This window comes from Bradyrhizobium lablabi, assembly GCF_018129385.1.
GTDB lineage: Bacteria > Pseudomonadota > Alphaproteobacteria > Rhizobiales > Xanthobacteraceae > Bradyrhizobium > Bradyrhizobium lablabi_C.
Genome location: NZ_JAFCLN010000020.1, coordinates 62,360 through 86,463, shown reverse-complemented (window position 1 = coordinate 86,463; position 24,104 = coordinate 62,360). Strand labels below are relative to the sequence as shown.

Sequence of the window (24,104 nt, the reverse complement as noted above, 5' to 3'; positions counted from 1 at the left end):
CGATTTGCCGACATTAAATGGTTGTCATCAAACCGGGCGTCTGCCTTGGCTGGTATGTGGGAAACTAACACATTCAAAGCAAGCTTCCACGCGCGGCTGAATGTCGCTCTGCAACAAGTTTCGCGGGCAAAACCGCGTTAACCCTGCGGCGGTGCCCGCTACATTTTGTCACAAATTCCGCAACACGCTGGCCGGCTTCTGGTTCAGCGCCAGCAGTGTTCCCGCAAGCCCAAGCCCGACGGTGACGATGAGGGCTGCCGCCACCACCCCGGCGGCGCTGCCGGCCTGCCAGACAAAGCTCAGCGTCATCAGCCGCGTCACGATCATCCAGGCCGCGATGGAGCCGGCGATCACGCCGAAGACCGCGGTGGCGAAACCGATCATCAGATATTCGAGCGCATAGGCCCCGAGCAGCCGTGCGCGGGTGGCGCCCAGCGTTTTGAGTATGACAGCATCGTAAACCCGGTGGTTGTGGCCGGCGGCCAACGCGCCGCCGAGCACCAGGATCGCCGAGATCAGCGTCACCGCGCTGGCGCCGCGGATCGCCAGCGCCAGATTGCTTACGACAGTACCGACAGTCTCCAGCGCCTCGCGGACCCGGACGCTCGTGACCATCGGGAAGGCGTCGGCGACCTGCTTGATGATCCTGGCATCATCGGCGGGATCGGGATGGCCTTCGGTCAGGGTCGCGATGTGGCTGTGCGGCGCGCCCTTGAAGGCATTGGGCGAGAACACCAGGACGAAATTGATGCCGAGGCCCTGCCAGTCGATGGTGCGCAGATTGCCGATCTTTGCCGGGATCTCGCGGCCGAGCACGTTGACGACGATCTCGTCGCCGATCTTCAGGCCCAGCCCGTCGGCGATCTTCTTTTCCATCGAGACCAGCGGCGGACCCTTGTAGTCCGCGCCCCACCATTCGCCCTCGACGATCTTGGAACCCTTGGGAATCTCGCCGGTGTAGGACAGGCCGCGGTCGCTCTGTAGCACCCATTCGGAATCGACCGAGGCCTTGAGGTCTTCGGACTTGATGCCGCGGGCGGAGACGATGCGACCGCGCAGCATCGGCACGTCCTCGATCGAGGAGTCCGGCATGATCTGCTTGAGGAAGGCGCCGAACCGGTCGGCTTCCGAACTGGGTATGTCGAGGAAATAGAACGCCGGCGCGCGCTCCGGCAGCGAGGCGAGGAATTGCCGGCGCAGATTGCCGTCGATCTGGGTGATGGTGACGAGCACGGCGAGCCCAAGGCCGAGCGACAGCACTACCGACGGCGTCAGCGCGCCGGGCCGGTAGATGTTGGTAATCGCCAGCCGCAGCATGGTGATGCGCGCCCGCGGCAGGCGGCGCGCCAGCGCCATCAGGCCGGTCGCGATCAGGCGCAACAGGGCGAATACCGCGATCGAGGAAGCGACGAACACGGCGGCGACGCGCTTGTCGTAGGCGAGCCCGATCGCCACCGAGATCAGCGCGGCGATGACGGCCGCCATCAGCGCAAGATAGAGCCAGCGCGGCCGCCGAAGGCTGTTGGTCACGGTCTCGCGGAACAGCGCGGCGACCGGCACGTCATGCACCCGGCCGAGCGGCCACAGGCCGAAGGCGAGCGCGGTGAGAAGCCCATAGATGAAGGACAGCGTCAGCTCATCCCAGTGTAGCGCCGGCACCACCGGCAGCGGCAGGATTTTTCCGAACAGGCCGACGATCACGTAGGGCAGCGCGGCGCCGGCGGCGAGCCCGATCACCGAGCCGATCGCGGCGAGCACGATCACCTGCGTAGTGTAGATGGTGAAGACGTCGCGGCCGGTCGCGCCCAGCGCCTTGAACGCCGCGATGACGTCGCGGCGGCGGTCGATGTGGCTCTTGACGGCGTTGGCGACGCCGACCCCGCCGACCAGCAGCGCGGCGAGGCCGACCAGCGTCAGGAATTGCGTAAAGCGATTGATGGTGCGCTCGAGCTGCGGCGAGGCATTCGCGCGACTACGGATTTCCCATCCCGCTTGCGGCGCAGCCGCGCGCGCCTCGTCGATGAAGGCGCCAGCCGCGCGATCGTCGGCCGCATTGTCGGGCAGCTTGACCCGATAGATCCAGCGCACCAGGCTGCCCGGCTGTAGCAGACCGGTGGCGCGCAGCCCGGCCTCGCTGACGAGGAAGCGCGGCCCGAGCCCGACATTGCCGGCGAGCTTGTCCGGCTCCGAAACGACCACGCTGCGGAGCTGGAAGGTGGCGTTGCCGACGGTGACGCGGTCGCCGAGCTTGAGGTCGAACCGTGCCAGCAGCGTCGATTCCACCGCGGCACCAAACGCGCCGTCGCGTTCTGCGAACAGATCGGCCAGCGGCATTTTCGGCTCGAGCGAGAGTTCGCCGAGCATCGGGTAGCTGCCGTCGACCGCCTTCATTTCGACCAGCGCCAGGCGGCCGTCGCCGGCGCGCGCCATCGCGCGCAGCTTTGCGGCGGATGAGACCTGTCCGCGCGAGCGCAGGAATGCGAGCTCGTCCGGCTTGGCCTCGCGCTGCATCAGGGAGAACGCTACGTCGCCGCCGAGCAGCGTGCGGCCTTCGCGCGCGAGGCCATCGCCGAGGCTGGCGGCGACCGAGCCGACGCCTGAAATCGCCATCACGCCAAGCGCGATGCAGGCGATGAACACATAGAAGCCGCGCAGGCCGCCGCGCAATTCGCGCAAGGCGTAGCGGAACGCCAGCGACGAGGTGCGGGCCTGGTAGGCGGTCTCATGGGCGATGGTGGTCAAGCGCTTTGCCCGTCGATCCGGCCGGAGCGCAGCCGCACCACGCGGTCGCAGCGCTGCGCCAGCGATGAGTCGTGCGTCACCAGTACCAGCGTCATGCCGCGCTCTGAGTGTTTTGCGAACAACATGTCGACGATCTGCTTGCCGGTGGCCTCGTCCAGATTGCCGGTCGGCTCGTCGGCGACGAGGATGGCCGGATCCGGCGCCAGCGCGCGGGCCAGCGCGACGCGCTGCTGCTCGCCGCCGGAAAGCTGCGTCGGATAATGGTGCAGGCGATCGCCGAGCCCGACCGAGGCGAGCTCCTGCGCCGCGCGTTTGGCCGCATCGGGATTGCCGGCAAGCTCCAGCGGCACTGCGACGTTCTCCAGCGCCGTCATGGTCGGGATCAAATGAAACGACTGGAACACGATACCGACCTGGCGGCCGCGGAAGCGCGCCAGCTCGTCTTCGTCGAGGGCATTGAACGGCGTGCCTGAAACTACCACCTCTCCGCTGTCAGGGCGCTCCAGCCCCGCCATCACCATCAGGAGCGTCGACTTGCCGGAGCCTGAAGGTCCGATCAGGCCGATCGCCTCGCCCGGGGCGACGCGCAGGCTGATATCCTTGAGGATATGAACGCGTGCCGCGCCCGATCCCAGCGAGAGATTGACGTTCCTGATGGAGATGGTGTCCGGCTCGGTGCCGGTGAGGTGCGAGGATGCGATGAGGCTGTCCATGGTTCGGTCATATGGCACTTCCGCTGGTGCGGTCGAGAGCCGGGTTGGAATCTTCGTGCACATACTTGTGTTGAGTTTGGGCTTGATGACGGCAGGATTCGCCTGTGCACAAACCCCCGCTGCGGCGCCGGCCAAACCGATCAAGATGGTTGTGCTGGGCGATTCGCTAAGCGCCGGCCTTGGCCTCGGCGGCGCCGAGGCGTTTCCGGCCCGTCTGCAAAAAGCCTTGGAAGCCAAGGGGATAAAGGTCGAGATGACCAATGCCGGGGTGTCCGGCGACACCACCTCGGGCGGCCGCGAACGGCTCGACTGGTCGGTGCCGGATGGAACCGAGGCCGTGATTCTCGAGCTCGGCGCCAACGACGCCCTGCGGGGCATCGATCCCGATGTCACCCGCACAGCGCTATCGGACATCATCACCCGCCTGAAGGCGCGCAAGATCGCCGTCCTGTTGTGCGGCATGCTGGCGCCGCCGAACTACGGCGCCGACTACGCCGCGCGCTTCAATGCGATCTATCCGGAGCTCTCAAAGTCCCTCGACGTGCCGCTTTACCCGTTCTTCCTGGAGGGCGTCGCGGCGGATGCAAAGCTCAACCAGGCCGACGGCATCCATCCAACCGCGGAGGGTGTAGACATCATCGTGAAAAATATTCTGCCCAGTGTGGAGGCGTTTCTCGGCAAGATTTCGGGGCAACGCAGTTGAAGAATAGCGGACTAATCCCCAAGGGCGAATCTGGAATAACGAGTGGAGCCAATCCTTGATTGCGACAGAGCCGAATGCCGTTTTCCTCGCGCCCGCGGAGTACGTCGATAGCGACCATCCCCGCGTCAAGGAGCTTGCCGAACGTTTGGTAAGCGGTGAGCCGACGCCGGCGGCCATCGCACAACGGATTTTCTACGCCGTAAGGGATATCCGCTACGGCGCGCCGGACTTCGACCGCCTTGCTTCGTTCAAGGCGAGCACACTTCTGGCGGAAGGTTCCGTATTGCGTACCGAAAGCAGCAGCCTTCGCTGCGCTTTGTCGGGCGGCGGGATTGCCCGCGCGGCTGGCCTTCGCTGACGTCACCAACCATCTTGCCACGCCGCGGACGCTCGAACTGATGGGCGGAGGAATTTTCGCTTGGCACGGCTATGCCGAAGTTCTGCTGGGCGGCCGATGGGTCAAAGTGAGTCCCACGTTTGACGCCCCGCTGTGCAAGCGCATGGGAGTCAAAGCCCTCGAGTTCGACGGCGCCTCCGACGCCCATCTGCAGCCATTCGATGCCGACGGGCGCGCCTTCATGAGTTACGACAGAATACATGGTATCTTCCACGATGTGCCGGCACGGTTCCTGGCTGTGGAAATGCCGAGGCTCTATCCAAGAGCCCATGCAGCGATTCGTGCGGGCGAGTTCGCCAACGGATGACGTTTCTGCGGTGAAGGCTCGATCAGGCCGCGGAATGCCCGACCCGCAGGCATTTTCCGGCACTATCCCGGGGCAGGGCAGTTGAAAAATAGGCAATATCCAGGAGGTTACCGGTCCGTAAACGTCACGTGCTTCGCAGAGTCACATAAGTCGGGTAGAAAATAGCTATCGGTGATTCGTCACCGGGGCGCTGTTACAGGACATGGCCCTTTTTAAGGTCATGACCAAGCATCGGGAGTCATGCGATGCCGCGTTTGTTTACTGGACTGGAAATCCCGGCCGAGATCGGCCAGACGCTTTCCAACTTGAGGGGCGGCCTCCCCGGCGCCCGCTGGATCGATCCCGAAAATTATCACGTCACCCTGCGCTTCATCGGCGATATCGACGGCGCTTCCGCCAACGAGATCGCCTCGATGCTGTTTCGGGTCAACCGAAAACCGTTCGAGGTGAAGGTGCAGGGCCTGACCAGCTTCGGCGGCAAGAAACCGCGCGCGGTGGTCGCCTCGGTCGAGCCGAGCCGGCAGCTGATCGAGCTACAGGCCGAGCTCGAGCGCCTGATGCAGCGCCTCGGGCTCGACCCGGAAGGGAGAAAGTTCACGCCGCATGTGACGCTGGCGCGATTGCATGATGCCTCGAGCCGGGACGTCGCCGATTATCTCTCGGTGCGCGGTTATTTCCCGAGCAAGGTGTTTACCGCCGATCGCTTCGTGCTGTTCTCCTCCCGCGCCTCCACCGGCGGCGGCCCCTATGTGGTCGAGGATGCCTACGCGCTGAGTGCGTAGGCACGCCGTCACCACGTCCGAACTGTCATCGTCCGCGAAGGCGGACGATCCAGTATTCCAGAAACCGTAGTGCTGGAGCCGTGAAGCTGCGGCGTACTGGATACCCGCCTTCGCGGGTATGACGAGCGAGTGTGTGGGGCGCGCCCGCCTGCATAGCCCCACCTCTAATTGACGGCTTGCAATTTCCATCCGGCTAGGGCGGAAAGGTAGGCCATGCTGTCCACCTCGCCTGCCTCCTTCCATGCCCACTACAAGGCCCTCGTCGCATCAGGTGCGATCGAGGCCGATCCGGCGCAGGCACAGGCCGCCGAAGCGTTCGCCGACCTGGAACAGCGGCTGTCCGGCTACAAGCCGACCAAGAAGCAGGGCCTGTTCGGCCGTCTGTTCGCCGACAAGGACGAGCCGCCGCCGCGCGGGCTCTATGTCCATGGCGAGGTCGGCCGCGGCAAGACCATGCTGATGGACCTGTTCTTCCAGCAGAGCCCGGTCAAGCACAAGCGGCGCGCGCACTTCCACGAATTCATGGCCGAGGTGCATGAGCGCATCTACGCCTACCGCCAGAACATCGCGCGCGGCGAGTTGCGCGACGCCGACGTGATCGTGCTGACGGCGAACGCGATCTTCGACGAGGCGTGGCTGCTCTGCTTCGATGAATTCCACGTCACCGACATTGCGGATGCGATGATCCTCGGCCGTCTGTTTGCAAAACTGTTCGATCTCGGCACCGTCGTGGTGGCGACGTCAAACGTGGCGCCTGACGATCTCTACAAGGGCGGCCTGAACCGCGCGCTGTTCCTGCCGTTCATCGCGCAGATTTCCGAGCACATGGACGTGCTGCGGCTGGATGCACGCACCGACTTTCGCCTGGAAAAACTGGCCGGCGCAAAGATGTGGCTGGTGCCGGCGGATGGCGAAGCCGATCTCGCGATCAACAAGGCGTGGGCCAGGATGACCGGCAATGCACCCTGCAAGCCGCGCGACATCACGATCAAGGGCCGCAAGCTGCATGTGCCATGCTCGTCGCATGGCGTGGCGCGGTTTTCCTTTGCCGACATCTGCGAGAAGCCGCTGGCGGCGAGCGATTATCTCCGGCTCGCGCGCGATTACCACACGCTGCTGATCGACCACATTCCGGTCATGGACTACGCCGAGCGCAACGCCGCAAAACGGTTCATCTCGCTGATCGATACGCTCTATGACAATGGCGTGAAGCTGATGGCCTCAGCCGAGGCCGATCCGGTGTCGCTGTACGTCGCGACTGAAGGCGTGGAGGCCAACGAATTCAAACGCACCTCCTCGCGCCTGATCGAGATGAGCTCGGAATCCTACCTGGCGTTGCCGCACGGCCGGAAGGACTCTTCCGCCAGCGGTGCGACGACGGGGTTGGTGGAAACCTAGCTCCGTCATTCCGGGGCGCGCCACTCGGCGCGAGGCCGGAATCCATACGCCGCAGCCGTCGTTGTCTTGAAGACTGGTGACGGCCTTCTTTCGACCAACTCAGGCTTGTGATTATGGATTCCGGGCCTGCGCCTTCGGCGCATCCCGGAATGGCGGCTGGCATACCTGACCTAAATCAAGGCAGCGCTGCGGATTGGGCATGCCGCGACTTGAACCCTTCCGGCTAAAGGGATAACCACCCTTCCCGAAAGCACCTTCCTCTCCTGCTACCCCTGTTCAAAGGACAGATTTCCCATGGCGCGCGACAAGATTGCTTTGATTGGCTCCGGTCAGATCGGCGGAACGCTGGCTCACCTCATCGGCCTGAAGGAGCTCGGCGACGTCGTGATGTTCGACATCGCCGAAGGCATTCCGCAGGGCAAGGCACTCGACATCGCGCAGTCCTCGCCGGTCGACGGCTTCGACTCGCAGCTCGTCGGCGCCAATTCCTATGAGGCGCTCGACAACGCAAAGGTCTGCATCGTCACCGCCGGCGTGCCGCGCAAGCCCGGCATGAGCCGCGACGATCTTCTCTCCATCAATCTGAAGGTGATGGAGCAGGTCGGCGCCGGCATCAAAAAGTATGCGCCTGACGCCTTCGTCATCTGCATCACCAATCCTCTGGATGCGATGGTCTGGGCGCTGCAAAAGGCTTCCGGCATGCCGCACAAGAAGGTGGTGGGCATGGCGGGCGTGCTGGATTCCGCGCGCTTCCGCTACTTCCTCGCCGACGAGTTCAATGTCTCCGTCGAAGACGTCACCGCCTTCGTGCTCGGCGGCCATGGCGACACCATGGTGCCGCTGACCCGCTACTCCACCGTCGCCGGCATCCCGCTGCCCGATCTCGTCAAGATGGGCTGGACCTCGCAGGCGCGCATCGACGAGATCGTCGACCGCACCCGCAACGGCGGCGCCGAGATCGTCAACCTCTTGAAGACCGGCTCGGCCTTCTATGCGCCCGCCGCTTCCGCGATCGCGATGGCCGAGAGCTATCTGAAGGACAAGAAGCGCGTGTTGCCCTGCGCCGCCTACCTCAACGGCGAGTACAACGTGAAGGACATGTATGTCGGCGTGCCCGTTGTCATCGGCTCAAAGGGCGTCGAGCGTATTGTCGAGATCGAATTGTCCGGCAAGGACCGCGAAGCCTTCGACAAATCGGTCGGTGCTGTGCAGGGCCTCGTCGACGCCTGCAAGAAGATCGCTCCGGATCTGCTAGGCCGTTGATCTCGCGCTAGTTTTCCTTGGGGTTCGGCCGAAAGGTCGAGCCCTCGGGAGGGGGCTTGCAGTTCCTTTGGTATATGGTATGCCAGACGAAAGACCGGTGAACACGCAACACTCACCACAACAGGGTTGGGGAGCGCCTCGATGAATATTCACGAATACCAGGCAAAGGCCCTGCTGAACGAGTTCGGCGTGCCGATCTCCAAGGGCGTGCCGGTTCTCAAGCCCGAGGATGCCGAAGCAGCGGCCAAACAACTCCCCGGCCCGGTTTGGGTGGTGAAGAGCCAGATCCATGCCGGCGGCCGCGGCAAGGGCAAGTTCAAGGAAGCCAGCGCTGGCGACAAGGGCGGCGTCCGCATCGCCAAGTCCACCGGCGAGGTAGCCGAATTCGCCAAGCAGATGCTGGGTGCCACGCTGGTGACGGTGCAGACCGGTCCGCACGGCAAGCAGGTCAACCGCCTCTACATCGAGGACGGCTCCGACATCGACAAGGAGTTTTACCTGTCGATGCTGGTCAACCGCGAAACCTCTGAAGTCTCGTTCGTGGTGTCGACCGAAGGCGGCGTCAACATCGAGGAAGTCGCGCACAAGACGCCCGAAAAGATCGTCACCTTCTCGGTCGATCCGGCGACCGGCATCATGGCCCATCACGGCCGCACCGTGGCCAAGGCGCTCAACCTTTCCGGCGATCTCGCCAAGCAGGCCGAGAAGCTGGTGAACCAGCTCTACGCCGCCTTCATCGCCAAGGACATGGCGATGCTGGAGGTCAATCCGCTTGTTATCACCAAGCAGGGCCAGCTCCGCGTGCTCGACGCAAAGGTGTCGTTCGACGACAACGCCATGTTCCGGCATCCCGAGGTCGCCGCGCTGCGCGACGAGACTGAAGAGGACGCCAAGGAAATCGAGGCGTCGAAATACGATCTCAACTACGTCACGCTCGACGGCACCATCGGCTGCATGGTCAACGGCGCCGGCCTTGCCATGGCGACGATGGACATCATCAAGCTCTACGGCATGGAGCCCGCCAACTTCCTCGACGTCGGCGGCGGCGCCAGCAAGGAGAAGGTGGCGGCGGCCTTCAAGATCATCACCGCCGATCCCAACGTGAAGGGCATCCTGGTCAACATCTTCGGCGGCATCATGAAGTGCGATATCATCGCCGAGGGCGTGGTCGCGGCGGTGAAGGAAGTCGGCCTGAAGGTGCCGCTGGTGGTCCGCCTCGAAGGCACCAATGTCGACGCCGGCAAGAAGATCATCCGCGAGTCCGGCCTCAACGTGCTGCCGGCCGACGATCTCGACGATGCCGCGCAGAAGATCGTGAAAGCCGTCAACGGAGGCTGACCATGGCCGACCATCTCGACGCTCCGTCAGCCCTCGAAGAACACCGCAAGCTGGCGGTTTTCGCGGGCGAATGGGCCGGCGAGGAAATGGTCTTTCCGTCGCGCTGGAACGCCGGCGGTCCCGCGACCTCGAAGGTGGTGGCGCGCATGGCGCTCAACGGCTTCTACCTGATCCAGGACACCGTGCAGATGCGCGACGGTAAGGAGAGTTTTGCCACCCACGGCGTGTTCACCTACGACCGTGAGGACCGGCTCTACAAATTGTTCTGGCACGACTCGCTCGGCTACTACCCGCCGTCGCCCGCTTCCGGCGGCTGGACCGCTGGCAAGACGCTGATCCTGGTGCGCGGCTCGCTGCGCGGCAACGCGCGCCACGTCTACGAAGTCGTCGACGACAAAACCTACACCATGAAAATCCAATTCTCGCCCGACGCCGAAGGCTGGAACGACGTGCTCACGGGCACGTACCGGCGCATCAACTAAAACCCCTCACTGACCGCTTCGCGAAAGTAAATCCCAGTCATGTCTATTCTGATCGACAAGAGCACAAAGGTCATCTGCCAGGGCTTTACTGGCAAGAACGGCACTTTCCATTCCGAGGCGGCGATCGCCTACGGCACAAAAATGGTTGGCGGCACCTCGCCGGGGAAGGGCGGCACCAAGCATCTCAACCTGCCCGTTTTCGACACCGTCGCAGAAGCGCGTGACAAGACCGGCGCGGATGCGACCGTGATCTATGTGCCGCCGCCGGGCGCGGCCGATGCGATCTGCGAGGCGATCGATGCGGAGATTCCGCTGATCGTCTGCATCACCGAAGGCATTCCGGTGCTCGACATGGTGAAGGTGAAGCGCTCGCTCTCCGGCTCGAAGTCGCGCCTGATCGGGCCGAACTGTCCGGGCGTGATGACCGCGGGCGAATGCAAGATCGGCATCATGCCGGCCAACATCTTCAAGCCCGGCAATGTCGGCATCGTGTCGCGCTCGGGCACGCTGACCTATGAGGCGGTGTTCCAGACCACCCAGGAAGGCCTCGGCCAGACCACCGCGGTCGGCATCGGCGGCGACCCGGTGAAGGGCACCGAGTTCATCGACGTGCTGGAGAAATTTCTGGCCGACGACAAGACCACCTCGATCATCATGATCGGTGAGATCGGCGGCTCGGCCGAGGAAGACGCCGCCCAGTTCCTCAAGGACGAGGCCAAGCGCGGCCGCAAGAAGCCGATGGCCGGCTTTATCGCCGGCGTCACCGCACCGCCCGGCCGCCGCATGGGCCATGCCGGCGCGATCATCTCCGGCGGCAAGGGCGATGCCGGCTCCAAGACCGCGGCCATGGAAGCCGCCGGTATCCGGGTGTCGCCGTCGCCGGCCCGTCTCGGCAAGACGCTGGTAGAAGCGCTGCGCGGGTAGCATCGCGACCGCGGCGTACTAGATAGAGAACAGAAGGCTCCGGCAGCGAAGCCGGGGCCTTTTTCGTCGGAAAGAGCCAAAGAGCGGCTGCTTTCAAAGATTTGAACTTCGGTTCGCCGCTTGGTTCTTTTCGGCGCGAACATTCGGCGCAAATAGGGTAAAGGTCACCGCTACCCGCTGGTCCCTCACTGGGCCGGTTGCACGCGCCGTTTTCCATGCGCGAACGAAAATCACCAGGACGCCATCATGTCTCGTCAGGACGCGAACGCCGCTTTTGCTCTTTCCTCCTTTTTGCAGGGCACCAACGCCGCCTATATCGACGACCTCTACGCCCGCTATGAACAGGACCCTTCCTCGGTCGATGCCGAGTGGCAGGAATTCTTCAAGAGCCTGAAAGACACCCCCGCCGACGTCAAAAAGAACGCCGAGGGCGCCTCCTGGGGACGCGATAACTGGCCACTGACGCCGCGCGATGACCTGACCTCCGCGCTCGACGGCAACTGGGCGCAGGTGGAAAAGGCCGTCAGCGGCAAGCTCGCCGCCAAGGCGCAGGCCGCGGTTGCCGAAATCTCCGCCGCCGACGTCCACCAGGCGACCCGCGATTCCGTCCGCGCGCTGATGCTGATCCGCGCCTACCGCATGCGCGGCCATTTCCACGCCAAGCTCGATCCGCTCGGCATTGAGGCGCCGCGCGACCGCGAGGAACTCGATCCGCGCTCCTACGGCTTTGTCGAGGCCGACTTCGACCGCAAGATTTTCCTCGACCACGTCCTGGGCCTGGAATGGGGCACGCTGCGCGAGATCGTCGCGATCTGCGAACGCACCTACTGCCAGACGCTCGGCGTCGAGTTCATGCACATCTCCAACGCCGCGCAGAAGGCCTGGATTCAGGAGCGCATCGAAGGTCCCGACAAGGAGATCAGCTTCACGCCCGAAGGGCGCCGCGCCATCCTCAACAAACTGGTCGAAGCCGAAGGCTTTGAGAAATTCTGCGACACCAAGTTCACCGGCACCAAGCGCTTTGGCCTCGACGGCGGCGAGTCGCTGATCCCCGCGCTGGAGCAGATCATCAAGCGCGGCGGCAATCTCGGCGTAAAGGAGATCGTGCTTGGCATGCCGCATCGCGGCCGCCTCAATGTCCTCACCCAGGTGATGGGCAAGTCGCACCGCGCGCTGTTCCACGAGTTCAAGGGCGGCTCTGCCAATCCTGACGACATCGAGGGTTCCGGCGACGTCAAATACCATCTCGGCGCATCGTCCGATCGCGAGTTTGACAACAACAAGATCCATCTGTCGCTGACGGCGAACCCGTCGCACCTCGAGATCGTCGATCCCGTCGTGCTCGGAAAAGTGCGCGCCAAGCAGGATCAGCATGGCGATCCGCCTGATATGCGCATTTCGGTGCTGCCGCTTCTGATGCATGGCGACGCGGCCTTTGCGGGTCAGGGCGTGGTGGCGGAATGTTTCAGCCTGTCGGACCTGAAGGGCTACCGCACCGGCGGTTCGCTGCATTTCATCGTCAACAACCAGATCGGCTTTACCACCTATCCGCGCTACTCGCGCTCCTCGCCCTATCCGTCTGACGTCGCGAAGATGATCGATGCGCCGATCTTCCACGTGAACGGCGACGATCCGGAAGCGGTGGTGTTCGCCGCCAAGGTCGCGATCGAGTTCCGGCAGAAATTCCACAAGCCGGTCGTGATCGACATGTTCTGCTATCGCCGCCACGGCCACAACGAGGGCGACGAGCCGGCATTCACCCAGCCGGTGATGTACAAGAAGATCGCCGCGCACCCTAGCACGCTGGAAATCTACGCCAGGCGGCTGATCGCCGACGGCGTGATGACGCAAGGCGAGGTCGACAAGGCCAAGGCCGACTGGCGCGCCCGGCTGGACGCCGAGTTCGAGGCCGGCGGCGGCTACAAGCCGAACAAGGCCGACTGGCTCGACGGCAAATGGGCCGGCTTCAAGCTTGCCGATCAGGAAGAGGATGCCCGGCGCGGTGTCACCGGCGTCGACGCCGCCGTGCTCAAGGAGATCGGCCGCAAGATCACCAAGGTGCCGGACGGGTTTCGCGTTCACCGCACCATCCAGCGCTTCCTCGACAACCGCGCGAAAGCGATCGACACCGGCACCGGCATTGACTGGGCGACCGGCGAGGCGCTGGCGTTCTGTACGCTGCTACAGGAGGGCCGCCACGTCCGCCTGTCCGGCCAGGACTCGGAGCGCGGCACGTTCTCGCAGCGCCACTCGGTGCTGATCGATCAGGAAGACGAGAGCCGTTATACGCCGTTCAATCATCTCGGCGGCGATCAGGGCCACTACGAAGTCATCAACTCGCTGCTGTCGGAAGAAGCCGTGCTCGGCTTCGAATACGGCTATTCGCTGGCCGAGCCGAATGCGCTTGCGATGTGGGAAGCCCAGTTCGGCGATTTCGCCAACGGCGCGCAGGTGCTGTTCGACCAGTTCATCTCCTCGGGCGAGCGCAAATGGCTGCGCATGTCCGGCCTCGTCTGCCTGCTGCCGCACGGCTATGAAGGGCAGGGACCGGAACACTCTTCGGCTCGCCTCGAGCGTTTCCTCCAGATGTGCGCCGAGGACAACATGCAGGTGGTCAACCCGACCACGCCCGCCAACTATTTTCACATGCTGCGGCGGCAATTGCATCGCGAGATCAGAAAACCCTTGATCGTGATGACGCCGAAATCGCTGCTGCGCCACAAGCGCGCGGTGTCGCGCCTCGACGAGCTCGGCACGGGAACGACGTTCCACCGCATCCTCTGGGACGATGCGCAAATGCTGCCGGACGAGAAGATAAAGCTGGCGCCGGACAACAAGATCCGCCGCGTCGTGCTGTGCGCGGGCAAGGTCTATTACGACCTGTACGACGAGCGCGAGAAGCGCGGCATCGACGACATCTACATCATGCGCGTCGAGCAGCTCTATCCGGTGCCGCTGAAGGCGCTGGTGCAGGAGCTCGGCCGCTTCAAGGGCGCCGAGCTGGTCTGGGCCCAGGAAGAGCCGCGCAACATGGGTTCGTGGCATTTCATCGAGCCCTATCTCGAATGGGTGCTGAACCAGATCCACGCGCCGAACAAGCGCCCGCGCTACGCCGGCCGCGCCGCATCGGCCGCCACCGCCACCGGCCTGATGTCCAAGCATCAGGCGCAGCTCAAGGCGCTGCTGGACGACGCCCTGAACTGACAGTTTTCAACACCGTCATGCCCCGCGAAGGCGGGGCATCCAGTACTCCGCGCTGTTCAAACCGATCACTGGCTGCACGGCGTACTGGATCGCCCGCCTTCGCGGGCGATGACTGCAAAGGGTTCTTTTGAGGAAACACATCATGACTGAAATCCGCGTTCCAACGCTCGGCGAATCCGTGACGGAAGCCACCATCGGCCGCTGGTTCAAGAAGGCCGGCGATCCCGTAGCGGTGGACGAGCCGCTGGTGGAGCTCGAGACCGACAAGGTCACCATCGAGGTCCCGGCGCCCTCGGCCGGCACGCTCGGCGAGATCGCTGCAAAGGACGGCGACACCGTCGCGGTCGGCGCGCTGCTCGGCATGATCAATGACGGCGCGGCCGCCGCCAAACCCGCTGCTGCGCCTGCCGCTGCCAAGCCCGCACCCGCTGCTGCCGCACCGGCTCCCGCGACCGCCGCGCCGAAGGCGCCGCCGTCGGATGCGCCGCTCGCGCCCTCGGTGCGAAAGCTCTCGGCCGAAAGCGGCATCGATGCCTCGACCGTTCCTGGCTCCGGCAAGGACGGCCGCGTCACCAAGGGAGACATGCTGGCCGCGATCGAGAAGGCGGCTTCCGCGCCGACCCCGGTCAACCAGCCCGCCGCGGCCGTGCAGGTCCGCGCGCCGTCACCTGCCGACGATGCCGCGCGCGAAGAACGGGTGAAGATGACGCGGCTGCGCCAGACCATCGCGCGCCGCCTCAAGGACGTGCAGAACACTGCGGCGATGCTGACGACCTTCAACGAGGTCGACATGACCAACGTGATGGCGATGCGTTCGCACTACAAGGACGTGTTCGAAAAGAAGCACGGCACCAAGCTCGGCTTCATGGGCTTCTTCACCAAGGCCTGCGTGCAGGCGCTGAAGGATATTCCGGCCGTCAACGCCGAGATCGACGGCACCGATCTGATCTACAAGAACTACTATCACGTCGGCATCGCCGTCGGCACCGACAAGGGCCTCGTCGTGCCCGTGGTGCGCGACTGCGATCAGAAGTCGATCGCCGACATCGAAAAATCGATCGCCGATTTCGGCCGCCGCGCCCGCGACGGCCAGCTCAAGATCGACGAGATGCAGGGCGGCACCTTCACCATCACCAATGGCGGCATCTACGGCTCGCTGATGTCGACGCCGATCCTGAACGCGCCGCAGTCCGGCATTTTGGGCATGCACAAGATCCAGGAGCGCCCGATGGTGGTCGGCGGCAAGATCGAGGTGCGCCCGATGATGTATCTGGCGCTGTCCTACGATCACCGCGTCATCGACGGCAAGGAAGCGGTCACCTTCCTGGTGCGCGTGAAGGAAAGCCTGGAGGATCCGGCGCGGCTGGTGCTGGATCTCTAAGGCGCTACGCCTCATCAACTCCGGCCTTCGCGGCCGGAGTTTTCATTGCATGGTTTCGTTGAGTTATCGGGGGCGATTTTGACGGACAAGGTTGTGATCATCACCGGCGGTAGCCGCGGCATCGGCCGTGCAGCCGCACTTGCCGCCGCCGCACGCGGCTATCGCGTTGTGGTCGGCTACGCCAGCAACGAGGCGGCCGCCGACGAAGTCGTCGGCATGATCGAAGGCAAGAACGGCAAGGCGATCGCCGTGAAATGCGACGTCGGCCACGAGAGAGATATCCTTGCGCTGTTCAAGTCCGCCGACGAATTCGGCACGCTTGGCGCACTCGTCAACAACGCCGGCATCGTCGGCAAGAGCGGCGTGCGCGTCGAAGACATGACGGCCGCGCGGATACAGGAAATGATGGCGGTCAATGTGACCGGCGCCATTTTATGCGCGCGCGAGGCGGTGAAGCGCATGTCGACCAAATTCGGCGGCAAGGGCGGTGTCATCGTCAATATCTCGTCGGTCGCTGCTCGGCTCGGCTCGGCCAACACCTATGTCGATTATGCCGCCTCGAAGGCCGCGATCGATGCCCTCACGGTCGGTCTTAGCCACGAGGTCGCGACCGACGGCATTCGCGTGGCCGGCATTCGTCCCGGCTTGATCGATACCGACATCCACGCCTCCGGCGGCGAGCCCGATCGTGCGCAGCGCCTTGCGCCGATGGTGCCGATGAAGCGCGTCGGCAAAGCCGAGGAAATCGCCAACGCGATCGTCTGGCTGATGTCGGATGAAGCCTCCTACGTGACTGGTACCACTCTTGATGTGTCGGGCGGGCGCTAATAGCTGTCACACATCCTAGCTACAGGATTTCGATATGGCCTACGATCTCGTCATCATCGGCACCGGACCCGGCGGATATGTCTGCGCCGTGCGCGCGGCGCAACTCGGCATGAAGGTCGCCGTGGTCGAGAAGAATCCGACACTCGGCGGCACCTGCCTCAATGTCGGCTGCATGCCGTCAAAAGCGCTGCTGCATGCTTCAGAGATGTTCGAGGAAGCCGGGCATTCCTTTGCCAAGATGGGCGTTTCCGTTTCCGCACCAAAGCTCGATCTGCCCTCGATGATGAACTTCAAGCAGCAGGGCATCGACGGCAACGTCAAGGGCGTCGAGTTCCTGATGAAGAAGAACAAGATCGATGTTCTCTACGGCACCGGAAAAATCCTCGGGACCGGCAAGGTCGAGGTGTCGGCCGACGGCAAATCGCAAGTCGTCGAGACGAAGAACATCGTGATCGCGACCGGCTCCGACATCGCGCGGCTGAAGGGCATCGAGATCGACGAAAAGCGTATCGTGTCGTCGACCGGCGCGCTGTCGCTCGACAGGGTGCCGGGCAAACTCCTGATCGTCGGCGCCGGCGTGATCGGCCTCGAACTCGGTTCGGTATGGCATCGCCTCGGCGCCGAAGTCACCGTGGTCGAATTTTTGGACCGCATCCTGCCCGGCATGGACGGCGAGATCGCAAAGCAGTTTCGGCGCATGCTTGAAAAGCAAGGCTTCAAATTCAAGCTCGGCGCCAAGGTCACTGCCGTCGACACGTCGGGCAATATGCTGAAGGCGAGCGTCGAGCCTGCCGCGGGCGGGGCCGCTGAGACGCTGGAGACCGACGTCGTGCTCGTCTGCATCGGCCGCGTGCCCTACACCGATGGGCTCGGCCTGAAGGAAGCCGGAGTCGTGCTCGACAATCGCGGCCGCGTGCAGATCGACGCGCATTTCGCGACCTCCGTGAAAGGCGTCTACGCCATCGGCGACGTCGTTGCCGGGCCGATGCTCGCGCACAAGGCGGAAGACGAGGGCGTTGCCTGCGCCGAAATTCTCGCGGGACAGGCGGGCCACGTGAACTACGATGTTATCCCAGGTGTTGTGTATACAACGCCGGAAGTTTCGTCCGTCGGCAAGACCGAGGAAGAACTGAAGCAGGCAGGCATTGCCTATACATCAGGAAAATTCCCGTTCACCGCCAACGGCCGCTCCAAGGTCAACCAGACCACGGAAGGGTTTGTAAAAATTCTCGCGGATGCGAAGACGGATCGCGTGCTCGGCGTGCACATTATCGGCCGCGAAGCCGGCGAAATGATTCATGAAGCTTGCGTCCTGATGGAATTCGGCGGTTCCGCGGAGGATTTGGCGCGAACCTGCCACGCTCATCCGACCCGGTCCGAGGCCATCAAGGAAGCCGCGCTTGCGGTCGGCAAACGCGCCATCCATATGTGATTGCCGAGCATGATCCGGAAAAGTGGACACCGGTTTTCCGAAAAGATCATGCTCAAACAAAAAGCTAGAGCGAGATGACATTCGAAGAAAGTCATCTCGCTTTAGGGACGGTTTGGGGTAACCTGAGCCGTTGGGAACACGATCGATGATGCGCCGACTGCTTCAGCCGCTCTGGGTTCTGCTCGCCGTCATCTTCCTGATCGAAGCATGGCTGTGGGATCACCTCGAGCCTGTCGTGGCGAAGGTGGTCGCGTGGATTCCGCTGCGCCAGTTCAAGCAGTGGCTGTCCGACCGTGTCGATTCGCTCTCGCCTGCGATGACGCTGATCGTTTTCGCCGTCCCCGTGATCCCGCTGTTTCCGCTCAAGCTGATCGGGCTGTGGCTGCTCGCGCACGAGTACTGGCTCAGCGCGATCTGCGTCTATGCGTTCGCCAAATTCGCCGGCCTCGGCGTCACCGCCTTCATCTTCGATGTGACGCGCGAGAAGCTCTTGCAGATGGGCTGGTTCAAGTGGCTCTATGACTACGTGTTGTGGATCCGCGCCAAGGCCGGCGAGCTCGTCGCCCCGATCAAGCAGCGCATCCGCGAACTCATCGCCGGCAATGGCGAGGGCTGGTCGGCTCGCACGCTGCGGCTGATCCAGCGCTTTCGCAAGAGCGTGCACGAGGCGCGGTAGACGCCAGCGTGGCTTCATCCTTCCAGACGCACGCTTGCGCGTGCTCCTCAGGATGAGGTCTTGGACCCCTCATGGTGAGGAGCGCGGCAACGCCGCGCGTCTCGAACCACGAGGCCGAATGCTCAATGCAAATGCAGCAAATGCGGCGAGTACAGCCCGAGCGCGGTGATGACGATGCCGCCGATCGCGAGCACGCCGGAAATCCACGCCAGCACGATCATGCCGGTGATGATGGTGGCCGACGCCAGCACGATGCCGATCTGAAACAGCGCGGAGGCGATCTCATAATGATGGTATTTCGCCGTCGCCTCGTCGCGCTCATGCTCCGCATGCTTGGCGCGCTTGGCGAGCTCTTCCGAACCCTCCTGCGTGTCCGGCTCCGAGCGGTAGCGTGCTGCGGTCTTGTTCCAGTCGTCGATCTGCTTTTGCAGCGCCGCTCGGGCGGCTTCGTCGCCGATCGGACCGAGGCTAAGCTTGGCGTGCTCGGCGGTCGCCTGCACGACCGTGCGGCGGATGCTCTTGGCCTGGAAGAACGCCCAGAGATTGGAGGCTTCGACGTTCTTGCTGATCGCTTCGGTCTGCGCGCCCTTGCCGAGCGTTTCCGACAGTGCCAGGAACAACGCGATGACGGCGATCAGCAACGCGATCTTCTTGTTGGAGCCGGAAGCGTGCTCGGCGTGTTCGGCATGCTCCATGCTTTCGTGGGCGCCCATGAATTCCTCCTCGCTGGCCGTGTCCCGGTTCCACGATTGACCGAACAATATGGCGGACGCAAGAGGTCAGCTTACGCTGTCAACCGTGTGACGAGGGTATGTCAGCTTCGCGGATGGGCGGTGCGATAGACTTCCAGAAGCCGCTCTGAATCGATGCCGGTATAGATCTGCGTCGTGGAAAGCGAGGCGTGGCCGAGCAATTCCTGGATCGCGCGCAAATCGCCGCCGCGGCTCAACAAATGCGTCGCAAATGAATGTCGCAGCGCATGCGGCGTGGCGCTGTCAGGCAGCCCCAGCGCGCCGCGCAGCCGCTCCATCGCGAGCTGGATGATCCGCGGGCTCAGGGGCCCACCGCGCGCGCCGACGAACATGGGCCCCTGCGGTGGCAATGGATGCGGGCACATCTCGGCATATTCCTGAATCAGCGTCAGCACATTGTGCAGCACCGGCACCATCCGGGTCTTGTTGCCCTTGCCGGTGACGACCAGCACATCGCCTTCGCCCGGCTTCGGTACCTCGCGGCGTTTCAGGCCGAGCGCTTCGGAGATGCGCAGGCCGGAGCCGTAGAGCAGCGCCATCACGGCGGCATCGCGCGCCAGAATCCATGTCTCCCGCGTCTCGCCGGCGCGCTCGTCGGCATCGGCCAGACGTTTGGCAGACGCCATCTGGATCGGCTTCGGCAGGCTCTTTGCCACCTTGGGCGCGCGGATCGCCGACAATGCGCCGACCTTGCCCTTGCCCTCGCGCTCCAGGAAACGACCGAAGGAACGCAGGCCCGCCAGCGCCCGCATCAGCGAGCGCCCGGCGATATCGTCGGCGCGGCGCATCGCCATGAAGGCCCTGACGTCGGCGGCCTCGAGCGAGGAGAACGCCTTCAGCGTCACCTGCGCGCCCCAGTGCTCGGCGAGAAACGCAAGGCACTGGCGCAGGTCGCGGGCATAGGCCTCCAGCGTCTTCGGCGACAGTCGTCGCTCGGCGCGCAGATGCGACAGCCATTGCGCCATCGCAATCGCCAGCGTGTCGTCGGCGCAATCGAGCTCGATTGCCTGAATGACCTGATCCGGTTTGGCCATTGTTCAAATGCCCGGGGCTATGGACGCCGTGATTCCTCTGATTATATCGCACCTCTTTCGTTTACCGTTCGCTAAGCGGAACCGGCGGCGGTAGCCTGTTTGCCCCAAAAGGCCCGATTCTGCGATGGATCACGTCACCCGCGAAAGCTCCACGTCCACATCGACACGCGTCGTCGATGTGCTGGTGCCGGTCGCGCTGAACCAGACCTATTCCTACCGGGTGCCGCGCGGCATGGAGCTCGAGCCGGGCGATGTCGTCGCCGTGCCGCTCGGCCCGCGCGAGGTGATCGCGGTGGTCTGGGCGCAAAATCCAAAACCCGATCCGCGGCTGCATAACCGCCTGAAGGACGTCGGCGAAAAGCTCGACGTGCCGCCGCTCAAGCCGGAGCTGCGCGCACTGGTCGACTGGGTCTCCACCTACACGCTCTCGGCCCGCGGCATGGTGCTGCGCATGACCCTGCGCATGGGCGAGAATCTTGGCCCCGAGCGGATGCGTACCGGTGTGCGTCTGGCTGGCGAGCCGCCGCGGCGGATGACGCCGGCGCGGCGGCGGCTGATCGAGGTGCTGTCGGACGGATTGTTGCACGGCAAGTCGGAAGCCGCGCGCGAAGCCGGCGTCAGCAGCGGCGTGATCGATGGCCTTGTCGACGAAGGTACACTGGAGGTGGAGGCGATGCCGCCGGCGCCGCCCCCGCCGCCGCCCGATCCGGATTACGCCCAGCCGGAATTCTCGCGCCAGCAGCGCAGCGCGGTCGATGCGATGCGTGCGCTCGCCGCCAGCGGCAGCTTCCATGTCGCGCTGCTCGACGGCGTCACCGGCTCGGGCAAGACCGAGGTCTATTTCGAGGCGATCGCGGAAACCATCCGGCGCGGCAAGCAGACGCTGATCCTGATGCCGGAGATCGCGCTCACCGGCCAGTTCCTCGACCGTTTTGCGCAGCGCTTCGGCGTGCGCCCGATCGAGTGGCATTCGGAGCTGACGCCGCGCACCCGCGCGCGCAATTGGGCGGCGATCTCGGAAGGCAAGGCGCCGGTCGTGGTCGGCGCGCGTTCGGCGCTGTTCATGCCATATGCGGATTTGGGCCTCATCGTCGTCGATGAAGAGCACGACCAGGCCTACAAGCAGGATGACGGCGCGCATTACCATGCCCGCGACATGGCGGTGGTGCGCGCGCATATCGCCAAAATCCCGATTGTGCTGGCTTCCGCCACCCCGTCGATCGAGAGCGAGGTCAACGCGCGCAAGGGGCGTTACCAGCGCGTGGCGCTGCCCTCGCGCTTCGGCGGCCAGCATATGCCGCAGATCGAGGCGATTGACCTGCGCCGCGCGCCGCCGCCGCGCGGCCGCTTCATCTCGCCGCCGCTCGCCGAGCAGATCCGTTTCGCGATCGAAAAGCGCGAGCAGGCACTGCTGTTCCTCAACCGCCGCGGCTATGCACCGCTGACGCTATGCCGCGCCTGCGGCCATCGCTTTGCCTGCACCATCTGCGACGCCTGGCTGGTCGATCATCGATTCCGCCAGCGCCTGGTCTGCCACCATTGCGGCTTCTCGATGCCGCGCCCGAACATCTGCCCGAACTGCGCGGCCGAAGAGTCGCTGGCCGCTATCGGCCCCGGCGTCGAACGTTTGCAGGAGGAGGCCGCCGCACTGTTCCCGGATGCGCGCACCATGGTGCTGTCGAGCGATCTCATCACCTCGATCGAGACCATGCGCGCCGAGCTGAACGAAATCGCCGAAGGCCGCGTCGATATCATCATCGGCACGCAGCTGGTGGCGAAGGGCCATAACTTTCCGCGGCTCAATCTGGTCGGCGTGGTCGACGCCGATCTTGGCCTCGGCAACGGCGATCCGCGCGCCGCCGAGCGGACCTTTCAACTGCTCAACCAGGTGATCGGCCGCGCCGGCCGCGAGCAGGGCCGCGGTGTCGGCTTTTTACAGACCCATCAGCCCGAACATCCCGTGATGAAGGCGCTCGTCGCCAGCGACCGCGAGGCGTTTTACGCCAGCGAGATCGAGCAGCGCGAACGCGCCGGCTATCCGCCGTTCGGCCGGCTCGCGAGCCTGATCGTTTCCGCCGGCGACCGGCCGACGGCCGAGAGCTTTGCGCGCCGCCTTGCCGCCGTCGCGCCGCTCGACGAGCGCATCCAGGTGCTCGGCCCTGCCGAAGCCCCGCTCGCCGTCATCAAGGGCCGCTACCGCTTCCGCCTGCTGGTGAAATCGCTGCGCAATGTCGACCTGTCGGAATATTTGCGCGAATGGCTCGCCGGCGGCCCGAAGACCAAGGGCAATCTGAAGCTGGAAGTCGACATCGATCCGCAGAGCTTTTTGTAGCGCGCTGCCCTCTCCGCCGTCATTGCGAGGCGCGAAGCGACGAAGCAATCCATCTTTCTTGTCGCGGCCCAAGGAAGCTGGATTGCTTCGCTTCGCTCGCAATGACGAGGAAAGAGACCGCGGAATAACGACGAAAAGCCTGCCGTCATTACAACGGCAGGCTTTCCTGGCACGCAGCATTCCTGCGGCCTTACGCTACGCAACGCTTACCGAACTCCTGTAAATCGGAAAACGGCGCCTGGTGAGTCGTCTTACATGACCTCGGCGGTCACATGACCCACGCCGGAGGAGGTCAGACCGACCGCGCGCGCGGCGCCGGTCGAGAGGTCGAGCACGCGTCCCTTGATGAAGGGGCCGCGGTCGTTGATCGTGACGACGACACTGCGGCCCTTGTGGGTGACGCGCAGCTTGGTGCCGAACGGCAGCGACCGGTGAGCCGCCGTCATGGCATTCTCGTTGAAGCGCTGGCCGGAAGCGGTCTTGCTGCCGGATTCATTGCCGTAGAACGAGGCAACGCCCGAGAAGCTGCGCCCGCCGCCCGACGTGACAGCCGCATTGGCGTCGCGCCAGGAATTGTTGGAAGAGCTCGGCTTGGCCTTGGCCACATGGTGATGGTGGTGGTGATGCCGATGGTGCCTGGACTTGGCCGAAGCTTCGGTGACGCTGCCACCGACCAGGAGAGTTGCGGCAAGGAGACCGAACGCGGTGCGCGACCGGGTTGCCCTTCCCAGCGCCGACTTCTTCTTGGTTTTGAGCATACTATAGTCCCTTGATAGTATTGCCACATTTGTGGCCAGTGGAACCCCCGTCCCAGTTGAGAGGTGCGCCGTTTGATTTCGCAATGCGGCATGAATTGGGCAGTAAATCCAAAATGTCTCAGGCTGAAATATCTTGTGACTCGATTGGATAATCAGGGAATGTTCCGTAATTCTTCATTTTAACTAATTATTAACCAATACAATACTTGGGTTTACTGAATTGAATAATAGAATGCTGCGCCGCGAAGACTTGTTCAAGTAATGCTCAAGTGGAGGTGAAAGCCGCATTCGTTCCGGCACAAACCGTCATTTCGCCGATGCAATTTTCTATGGAACGGGAGGACCGCAGGGCGCCGTGGCCGGGAGCCGAGGGTGTAACGGCGGCAGGCGCGCCGTATCCGAGGGGTGATTCGGTCCTAAAAATTTGCCGTCTTGCCGCGCCGAAAAATCGGTCTGCGACAAGCCATCGCTCACAAGCGCGTCATGTTGCACCTGCGCGCTCGCTATGTTAGCAAAGCCGCGATTTTAACGGTCTTGGCACGTCACGTGCCGGTCGAAAATCGAAGTCCCGCTTGAATTCCAAGGGCTTGGATCGCTAGGCGCCGCTTCGTGGCGACGGTTTTTCCCTTGCGAATTTGACAGCTAAAAAAGAGCGTGT

20 protein-coding genes are annotated in these 24,104 nt (G+C 63.8%); 15 read left to right on the top strand and 5 right to left on the bottom strand.

The features are described from left to right. Positions 1-168 precede the first annotated feature (168 nt). Positions 169-2,733, bottom strand: a complete 2,565-nt coding sequence (locus JQ628_RS28465) for an ABC transporter permease (RefSeq protein ID WP_433996171.1) — start codon at positions 2,731-2,733, stop codon at positions 169-171. A 5-nt stretch (positions 2,734-2,738) separates the two neighbouring features. Next, positions 2,739-3,455 (bottom strand): ABC transporter ATP-binding protein, encoded by a 717-nt coding sequence (locus JQ628_RS28460; RefSeq protein ID WP_212228074.1) that lies wholly within the window; start codon positions 3,453-3,455, stop codon positions 2,739-2,741. Positions 3,456-3,510: 55 nt separating this feature from the next. Here JQ628_RS28460 and JQ628_RS28455 point away from each other — a divergent pair, with 55 nt between their 5' ends. The 14 genes from JQ628_RS28455 (at position 3,511) to JQ628_RS28390 (ending at position 18,570) form a co-directional block, all read left to right on the top strand. After that, positions 3,511-4,158, top strand: coding sequence for an arylesterase (locus JQ628_RS28455; RefSeq protein WP_433996170.1), 648 nt, complete (start codon positions 3,511-3,513; stop codon positions 4,156-4,158). A gap of 55 nt (positions 4,159-4,213) precedes the next feature. Further along, the gene (locus tag JQ628_RS28450; protein ID WP_212228217.1) at positions 4,214-4,516 is read left to right on the top strand and encodes a hypothetical protein; all 303 of its coding nucleotides are present in this window, start codon (positions 4,214-4,216) and stop codon (positions 4,514-4,516) included. Beyond that, positions 4,398-4,862, top strand: coding sequence for a transglutaminase domain-containing protein (locus tag JQ628_RS28445; protein WP_212228070.1), 465 nt, complete (start codon positions 4,398-4,400; stop codon positions 4,860-4,862). Before JQ628_RS28450 ends, JQ628_RS28445 begins: the two co-directional genes overlap by 119 nt. Positions 4,863-5,107: 245 nt before the next feature. Then, the gene (thpR, locus tag JQ628_RS28440) at positions 5,108-5,644 is read left to right on the top strand and encodes an RNA 2',3'-cyclic phosphodiesterase (protein ID WP_212228068.1); all 537 of its coding nucleotides are present in this window, start codon (positions 5,108-5,110) and stop codon (positions 5,642-5,644) included. 213 nt (positions 5,645-5,857) lie between these two features. Further along, the gene (gene zapE / locus JQ628_RS28435) at positions 5,858-7,042 is read left to right on the top strand and encodes a cell division protein ZapE (protein ID WP_212228066.1); all 1,185 of its coding nucleotides are present in this window, start codon (positions 5,858-5,860) and stop codon (positions 7,040-7,042) included. A gap of 294 nt (positions 7,043-7,336) precedes the next feature. Next, positions 7,337-8,305 carry a malate dehydrogenase gene (gene mdh / locus JQ628_RS28430; RefSeq protein ID WP_212228064.1) on the top strand — a complete coding sequence of 323 codons (969 nt, stop codon included), beginning with the start codon at positions 7,337-7,339 and terminating at the stop codon, positions 8,303-8,305. 141 nt (positions 8,306-8,446) lie between these two features. Continuing rightward, on the top strand, positions 8,447-9,643 hold the full coding sequence (gene sucC, locus JQ628_RS28425; protein WP_212228062.1) for an ADP-forming succinate--CoA ligase subunit beta: 1,197 nt from the start codon (positions 8,447-8,449) through the stop codon (positions 9,641-9,643). 2 nt (positions 9,644-9,645) lie between these two features. Continuing rightward, positions 9,646-10,125, top strand: coding sequence for a DUF1579 family protein (locus JQ628_RS28420; protein WP_212228060.1), 480 nt, complete (start codon positions 9,646-9,648; stop codon positions 10,123-10,125). A 39-nt stretch (positions 10,126-10,164) separates the two neighbouring features. Continuing rightward, positions 10,165-11,049 carry a succinate--CoA ligase subunit alpha gene (gene sucD, locus JQ628_RS28415; protein WP_212228058.1) on the top strand — a complete coding sequence of 295 codons (885 nt, stop codon included), beginning with the start codon at positions 10,165-10,167 and terminating at the stop codon, positions 11,047-11,049. A 246-nt stretch (positions 11,050-11,295) separates the two neighbouring features. Next, the gene (locus tag JQ628_RS28410; RefSeq protein ID WP_212228056.1) at positions 11,296-14,253 is read left to right on the top strand and encodes a 2-oxoglutarate dehydrogenase E1 component; all 2,958 of its coding nucleotides are present in this window, start codon (positions 11,296-11,298) and stop codon (positions 14,251-14,253) included. Positions 14,254-14,395: 142 nt separating this feature from the next. After that, positions 14,396-15,634: a 2-oxoglutarate dehydrogenase complex dihydrolipoyllysine-residue succinyltransferase gene (odhB, locus tag JQ628_RS28405; RefSeq protein ID WP_212228054.1), complete on the top strand. Its 1,239-nt coding sequence runs from the start codon at positions 14,396-14,398 to the stop codon at positions 15,632-15,634. A 78-nt stretch (positions 15,635-15,712) separates the two neighbouring features. Further along, positions 15,713-16,462, top strand: coding sequence for an SDR family oxidoreductase (locus JQ628_RS28400; RefSeq protein ID WP_212228052.1), 750 nt, complete (start codon positions 15,713-15,715; stop codon positions 16,460-16,462). A 34-nt stretch (positions 16,463-16,496) separates the two neighbouring features. Next, positions 16,497-17,894 (top strand): dihydrolipoyl dehydrogenase, encoded by a 1,398-nt coding sequence (lpdA, locus tag JQ628_RS28395; protein ID WP_212228050.1) that lies wholly within the window; start codon positions 16,497-16,499, stop codon positions 17,892-17,894. A gap of 145 nt (positions 17,895-18,039) precedes the next feature. Beyond that, positions 18,040-18,570 (top strand): hypothetical protein, encoded by a 531-nt coding sequence (locus tag JQ628_RS28390; protein WP_212228044.1) that lies wholly within the window; start codon positions 18,040-18,042, stop codon positions 18,568-18,570. A 122-nt stretch (positions 18,571-18,692) separates the two neighbouring features. Here JQ628_RS28390 and JQ628_RS28385 read toward each other — a convergent pair whose 3' ends face one another. Continuing rightward, on the bottom strand, positions 18,693-19,283 hold the full coding sequence (locus tag JQ628_RS28385; protein WP_212228042.1) for a DUF4337 domain-containing protein: 591 nt from the start codon (positions 19,281-19,283) through the stop codon (positions 18,693-18,695). Between the two features lie 101 nt (positions 19,284-19,384). Continuing rightward, positions 19,385-20,356, bottom strand: coding sequence for a tyrosine recombinase XerC (locus JQ628_RS28380; RefSeq protein ID WP_212228040.1), 972 nt, complete (start codon positions 20,354-20,356; stop codon positions 19,385-19,387). Between the two features lie 124 nt (positions 20,357-20,480). On the opposite strand from JQ628_RS28380, the gene JQ628_RS28375 reads away from it, so the two are divergent. Next, entirely contained in the window at positions 20,481-22,688 is a 2,208-nt protein-coding gene (locus tag JQ628_RS28375) for a primosomal protein N' (protein WP_212228038.1), read from the top strand. 251 nt (positions 22,689-22,939) lie between these two features. Here the strand turns inward: JQ628_RS28375 and JQ628_RS28370 are convergent, their stop codons facing one another. Beyond that, positions 22,940-23,446: a septal ring lytic transglycosylase RlpA family protein gene (locus tag JQ628_RS28370; RefSeq protein ID WP_212228036.1), complete on the bottom strand. Its 507-nt coding sequence runs from the start codon at positions 23,444-23,446 to the stop codon at positions 22,940-22,942. Positions 23,447-24,104: the final 658 nt, after the last annotated feature.